Source organism: Candidatus Protochlamydia sp. R18 (genome assembly GCF_000648255.1).
Lineage (GTDB): Bacteria > Chlamydiota > Chlamydiia > Chlamydiales > Parachlamydiaceae > Protochlamydia > Protochlamydia amoebophila.
Genome location: NZ_BASL01000710.1, coordinates 1 through 6,008, shown reverse-complemented (window position 1 = coordinate 6,008; position 6,008 = coordinate 1). Strand labels below are relative to the sequence as shown.

Genomic DNA, 6,008 nt, shown 5'->3' with positions numbered 1-6,008 from the left:
TTAGCAAACTGTCCTTTAAAGGAGGTGATCCAGCCCCACCTTCCGGTAGGGCTACCTTGTTACGACTTCATCCCAGTCATCGGCCTCACCTTACACGCCTCTTCCCTTGCGGTTAAGCCAGCGGATTCGGGTAAAACCAACTCCCATGATGTGACGGGCGGTGTGTACAAGACCCGGGAACGTATTCACGGCGATGTTGCTGACTCGCCATTACTAGCAATTCCGTCTTCATGTAGTCGAGTTGCAGACTACAATCTGAACTGGGGCCGGCTTTCGGGATTTGCTTCACCTCGCGGCTTCGCTGCCTTTTGTACCGACCATTGTAGCACGTGTGTAGCCCCAGACATAAGGGCCATGCGGACTTGACGTCATCCTCACCTTCCTCCTGGTTAACCCAGGCAGTCTCATTAGAGTTCCCACCTTAAATGTTGGCAACTAATGATAAGGGTTGCGCTCGTTGCGGGACTTAACCCAACACCTCACGGCACGAGCTGACGACAGCCATGCAGCACCTGTGTAGCAGTCCCGAAGGAAAGGCCTATTTCTAGACCGGTCTACTACATGTCAAGTCTGGGTAAGGTTCTTCGCGTTGCATCGAATTAAACCACATGCTCCACTGCTTGTGCGGGTCCCCGTCAATTCTTTTGAGTTTCAGCCTTGCGACTGTACTCCCCAGGCGGTATACTTAACGCGTTAGCTACGGCACAACTAGGGTTGAGTCCAGTTACACCAAGTATACATAGTTTACGGCAAGGACTACCAGGGTATCTAATCCTGTTTGATCCCCTTGCTTTCGCGCTTTAGCGTCAGGTATAAGCTAGAAAACCGCCTTCGCCACCGGTGTTCTTCCACATATCTACGCATTTCACCGCTACTTGTGGAATTCCGTTTTCTCCGCCTACCCTCTAGAGATGTAGTTTCAAATGCTGTTCCGAGGTTGAGCCCCGGGATTTCACATCTGACTGACACCCCCGCCTACGCGCCCTTTACGCCCAATAAATCCGATTAATGCTTGCACCCTCCGTATTACCGCAGCTGCTGGCACGGAGTTAGCCGGTGCTTCTTTACCTGGTACGCTCAAAATCACTGGATGTTAGCCAGCTCATCTTGTTCTCAGGCGAAAGAGCTTTACGACCCTAAGGCCTTCTTCACTCACACAGCGTCGCATCGTCAGGCTTTCGCCCATTGCGAATGATTCTCGACTGCAGCCTCCCGTAGGAGTCTGGGCAGTTCTCAGTCCCAGTGTTGGCGGTCAATCTCTCAATCCGCCTAGACGTCTTAGCCTTGGTGCGCCTTTACCACACCAACTAGCTGATATCCCATGGACCTCTCTTTAACCGCGAGGTCTTGCGATCCCCCACTTTAATAAAAAAAAGATGTCTTCTTTTCACCCTATCCGGTATTAGCGGTCGTTTCCAACCGTTATCCCAGAGTTAAAGGCAAGTTATCCATGTCTTACTAACCCTTCCGCCACTAAACCCGAAGGTTTCGTTCGACTTGCATGCCTCATCCACGCTGTCAGCATTCAATCTGAACCAAGATCAAATTCTCACAGAAAAATAAACTCTTGAAAACCTGAGTTGATTATATTAATCTGCACTACTTAAACGTAGTGCTATATGTGTGACATCTTCATGCCTCACACAAGCTCTATTGTTTGCTTGCACATTGTCTTTCTTATACTGTCAAAACATGAGTACAAGTGCTCATCGGCACTCGTTATTCTTACTACTTACATTTTTGTACGTTTCGTTCGTAAGAAGTTCCTAATTTACAGAAAATGGCTGATTTATCGCAATACCTTTTTACTTCAGATTTAAATTTTATCGATATGCTTTTAATCATAAAGACTTATAAGACAATGTTATTTTTTTGGTTATACATTCGAATTATTTGAAAACATGATCTATATTCAGAAAAAAAATGAAATTAGAATTCTTAAATTGCTTAAGTTTAATCAACTACTCTTTCTCTGTCAAAAATTAAAATAATTGCAAAAACTTTTGAAAATGAATCAGAAAGATAATCATATAGATATGAGGCCATTTATCAAGTTTGCCTTACTTGCTATATCAAAATGATGGCTAGGTTTTAATTTAGTTTAAAATAATTTTTACGAATGTATAATCCAATTTAGCTCATTTAAGACAAAAAAAACAGCATATTAGGGGGGTCTTCATTATGCAAATATTTTACAAATTTATCTTTTCCGCTTTAGTCGTAGGCAGTTTATGTAATCAGGTTGAAGCCGATTGCCTCCGCTGCAAAAAAATTGAGGCTGAACGTGCAAAAGAACAAGCTGAACATCCTCAACAAGTCGGTTACTATGACGATCACATTAGCATGGCAGATCAACCTAAACTCTCTAGCTCATCAAACTCTACCACTATAAGCACGAATCCCAAATCAACAAATACTAATAAGCTTACTGCTGCCGCACCAACCTCAGAACAAGTTGAAAATCAATCAAATGTGACGGGCAATCTTTACATTAGTGAAAATGTCTACCAAGATTCTAAGAATCCACAAAACAAACTTGTGGAAGAAACAATCGAAGAAAGTATTCAAATTCCTCAAGATCAGCTCCCAGTTAATTCACCTTTTCAATTCACTACACAAACTGCAAATTCACAAACTTTTTCTACTTTGGTAAATCTCTTAAAAACGAAGGATTTGCTAACAACACTTGGTGGCTCTTTTACAATTTTTATTCCCTCTAATGAAGCTTTGCGTGCTCTTCCACCAGAAACTTTAAAAAATTTATTCAGTCCTGAAAATAAAGAACAATTATCTAATTGGATAAGCAATCACATCGTTCCAGCAAAAATCATTAAAAAAGATATTAAAAGTATACAAGTGAAAGCTTTGAGTGGTAAGGATTTAGATATTTCTGTCAACGGAGACATATTAACAGTGAATGGTGTTAAAGTTGTTCGAACTGAAACAGCTAACGATGATGGTGTGATGTATGTAATTGACCAAGTTTTATTTTTAAGCCCTATAGACTCCGTAAAATAATAACCATTTGCCTCATCTTTTAGATTTTCCTTTATTAAAAAAAAACAATGAGGCATGAATGGAGTGATTTCGCATTTAGTTTATTCAATTTTCGGAGTATTAATGGATCGGTTAACCAAATTCAATATACACAAAATCTCAAATCATTTTGCTCATGCTGTAATTTTAACCGTTTTCCAATCTAGCAACATTTAAGACAAAACATAAGGAGATTTGTATGAAAATGTTATCAAAAACTGTACTGACTTCTATTTTATCGACTTTAGTTGCTGCTAATGTAATGGCTCAATGTTCTTCAAGTGGATATCCTTGGAGTAGCCATAAACGCTGTTATGGTTCATCTCAACAGCAACGTGAATCTTACCATGCTCCAATGAATCAAAATTGTTTAAAAGGATATCCATGGGGTAGCTATAAACGCTCTCATGGCTCACCCCAACAACAGGGTCCCTACAATGCTCCAAATGATCAAGGCGACTACTATCAATACTATAATGGAAACGCTTATTACCATGACTTTGACGGTCATGGAGTGCACAAATATCCAACTTATGGTGATCATCCAGAATTTAATCCAGGTTATGACCGTCCAATAGACCGTAATTACCAAGGGTTGAACGAGAATCATGGGCATCAAAATAGCACTGATCAAGCAATTGCTTTTGAAGATCTACAAGGAAACTATAATCCTGATGATCTAAATAAGAATAATCCCTCTTATAGTCAAACGAATGAAGTAAATCAAAACATAAATTCATCGACACAAAAAGCTCATTAATACTTAGTTTTAGCTTGATAACGTCCGGACCACACAAAATTTTATTTGTGTGGTCCTTTTTTTTATAAACATTGATTTCTTACAAACAACTTTATTTTGAAAAATAAAAAGTTTATGAATATTTATTCTTTCAAAAGAACGGCAAAAGGAAAATGGGAAAACAACTGCGAAAGACTGATTGATTGACAAGATTCAAGTTCAAAAGTTTGCCCAGACAGTATATCTCGATAAACCTCCCTATTTGGTAAAGAAATCGATAAATAGGTCTGACCCCAAACTTGATTGATAGGTAACATTGTTGATATATTGGTTAAATTTTTGAAAAATCTTCCCACGACGATAGGAGCTGCATATTAGAAATAGAACGAGTAAAAGCGATCACGTGTTGAGATTTATCCCCTATAATTTCTACTGGTTGATAATCTCCTTCTTGAAAAATTTTAAAATAGTCATTACGAAAATTTAGAAGAACAGATGTGACGTATAATTTGATCAATCCATCTTCTGGATTTTGAACCAATTGATGAATAAATTTAGGTAAATTTTCTTTTGATCTTTGTTTAATAACTTGTAATAGCTGGGGTCGACTTGAATAATCAACCAAATGACGATTATCCGGATCTACTAATGAAAACTCCCATAATTCGCTTCCCTGGTAGAAATCAGGAATTCCAGGGCTTGTTATTTTCAAAATTAATTGGGAGATTGAATTAAACAATCCTGCTTTGATAATTTTTGGAATCCACGCTTTAAAATCTATTAAAAATAGACTATCTGGTGACAAAATTCTTTGAATAAAATTTCTAACGCTATTTTCATAATCGACTTGATGATTAATCCAACTGATATGAATTTTAGCCTCTCTTAATGCTTTTATCATGTAAAATTCTATCCGATGGCAATAATGTACCAAAGCATTAGCATCCATTTCATAAATAGGCCAAGTTCCAATAAGTGTTTGATATAAAAGATATTCCTCATTGCGATCTAACTCTTTTTGATGTAGTTCGCTTTGCGAGAGATGGTTAAATTTATACCAACGGTTCAACATTAAATTCCACTCTTGAGGATCTTCCGATAATACGTTAATCCTCGCTCGAACATCTTCACTTCGTTTAGCATCATGAGTGAAGGTTGTCAATAAGCTATGAGGCCAATTTTGTAGTCTCATTTGATTGATGCGATGAAAATGGCTGACGTCGATACCGAATTGGCCAGGTCATTTAACGAACTTAAAGGATAGAAACGATAAAAAAAAGTATCCTCTATTCCCTTTGCTGCAATAGGCGCGGATAATTGCTGAAAACGCATAATAAAATATTTTCGATCATCAATTTGCTTTTGATTTAAACTAGGCGGATTTTTAAATAGAAGAACGTCTTGAACGAAATCCAAAACAGATAAATCGCTTGCTGGATTAACTTTCTTTGCTAATTTAATCGCTTCATTGATTAAAACTTGATTATCTCAACAGAAAAGCGAATATAACTCCGATAATCTGTGAGACATATGGAATCGGCAGCCGATAACTGGGGACGCCAATATGGCCTTAGCTCTAAACAAAGTATGGATTTTGCCATGGCCGGTGCCATTGGAGGAGAACTGGGAGTCAATCGACTTCTTAATTCAATTACTGGAGTAGGCTTAAGTGCCAGCGGCAGAGGGACAGCGGGCTATAATTTTGGGTAGTGCTAAATAGGTAAGGCTCTCAATTGCCTATTGTAATCACAAATAAAGTATTTTATTAACCCAATGTGATTAGTTAGTTTTTTAGAAAATGAAAGTGCTTTCCTTACAAGTCTTGCACATCTTTGTCTGAGAGTACAATTAAATCTTTCAATGTAGCTTGTCTGACCAGATTGCTTGCTAACTGGTTGATGTTGACTCCAAGGAATGGTTTCATAATAGACATTAAATTTATCAGTGAAATAGAGGGCTTTTTTTTTAATGATTCGGGTAGTTTTGCAAAAAGAAGCTCAGCGGTTTTTTTATCTCGAGGACCCACTTGCATAGCAAGCACTTGACGACTTTTTTTATGCAAGATAAGCCATAACCACTGATCATTTTTCTTATTTCCTACAAAACTCCATAGCTCATCTACTTCAAGTTTAGCCACTTCCAATTCATCTTTCTCACAACAAGTAACTTGTGCATTTAAATCCTCAGGCAAATCATTGATAATGAAATTAATAAAATCTAGCAGCCATGGCAT

Annotated in this window: 4 protein-coding genes, 1 rRNA gene and 1 pseudogene; 3 read left to right on the top strand and 3 right to left on the bottom strand. The window is 38.2% G+C overall.

Annotation, left to right across the window (positions count from 1 at the left end; translation table 11 throughout):
• Positions 1-17: 17 nt before the first annotated feature.
• Positions 18-1,557: ribosomal RNA gene (locus TY19_RS06680) — 16S ribosomal RNA — on the bottom strand.
• A 624-nt stretch (positions 1,558-2,181) separates the two neighbouring features.
• Here TY19_RS06680 and TY19_RS11745 point away from each other — a divergent pair.
• Positions 2,182-3,018: a fasciclin domain-containing protein gene (locus TY19_RS11745; RefSeq protein ID WP_052354833.1), complete on the top strand. Its 837-nt coding sequence runs from the start codon at positions 2,182-2,184 to the stop codon at positions 3,016-3,018.
• Between the two features lie 217 nt (positions 3,019-3,235).
• Positions 3,236-3,796, top strand: a complete 561-nt coding sequence (locus tag TY19_RS06670) for a hypothetical protein (RefSeq protein ID WP_042281189.1) — start codon at positions 3,236-3,238, stop codon at positions 3,794-3,796.
• A gap of 310 nt (positions 3,797-4,106) precedes the next feature.
• Here TY19_RS06670 and TY19_RS06665 read toward each other — a convergent pair whose 3' ends face one another.
• Positions 4,107-4,967 carry a hypothetical protein gene (locus tag TY19_RS06665; RefSeq protein WP_052354832.1) on the bottom strand — a complete coding sequence of 287 codons (861 nt, stop codon included), beginning with the start codon at positions 4,965-4,967 and terminating at the stop codon, positions 4,107-4,109.
• 329 nt (positions 4,968-5,296) lie between these two features.
• On the opposite strand from TY19_RS06665, the gene TY19_RS06660 reads away from it, so the two are divergent.
• Positions 5,297-5,485, top strand: coding sequence for a hypothetical protein (locus tag TY19_RS06660; RefSeq protein ID WP_226988495.1), 189 nt, complete (start codon positions 5,297-5,299; stop codon positions 5,483-5,485).
• A 2-nt stretch (positions 5,486-5,487) separates the two neighbouring features.
• Here the strand turns inward: TY19_RS06660 and TY19_RS11735 are convergent.
• Positions 5,488-6,008 (bottom strand): annotated as a pseudogene (locus TY19_RS11735) (IS1 family transposase); the annotation flags it as partial.

Excerpts from the sequence above, each read along its gene's own strand:
- TY19_RS11745 (WP_052354833.1), top strand. The coding sequence starts at position 2,182 with ATGCAAATATTTTACAAATTTATCTTTTCCGCTTTAGTCGTAGGCAGT.
- TY19_RS06670 (WP_042281189.1), top strand. The coding sequence starts at position 3,236 with ATGAAAATGTTATCAAAAACTGTACTGACTTCTATTTTATCGACTTTA.
- TY19_RS06665 (WP_052354832.1), bottom strand. The coding sequence starts at position 4,967 with ATGAGACTACAAAATTGGCCTCATAGCTTATTGACAACCTTCACTCAT.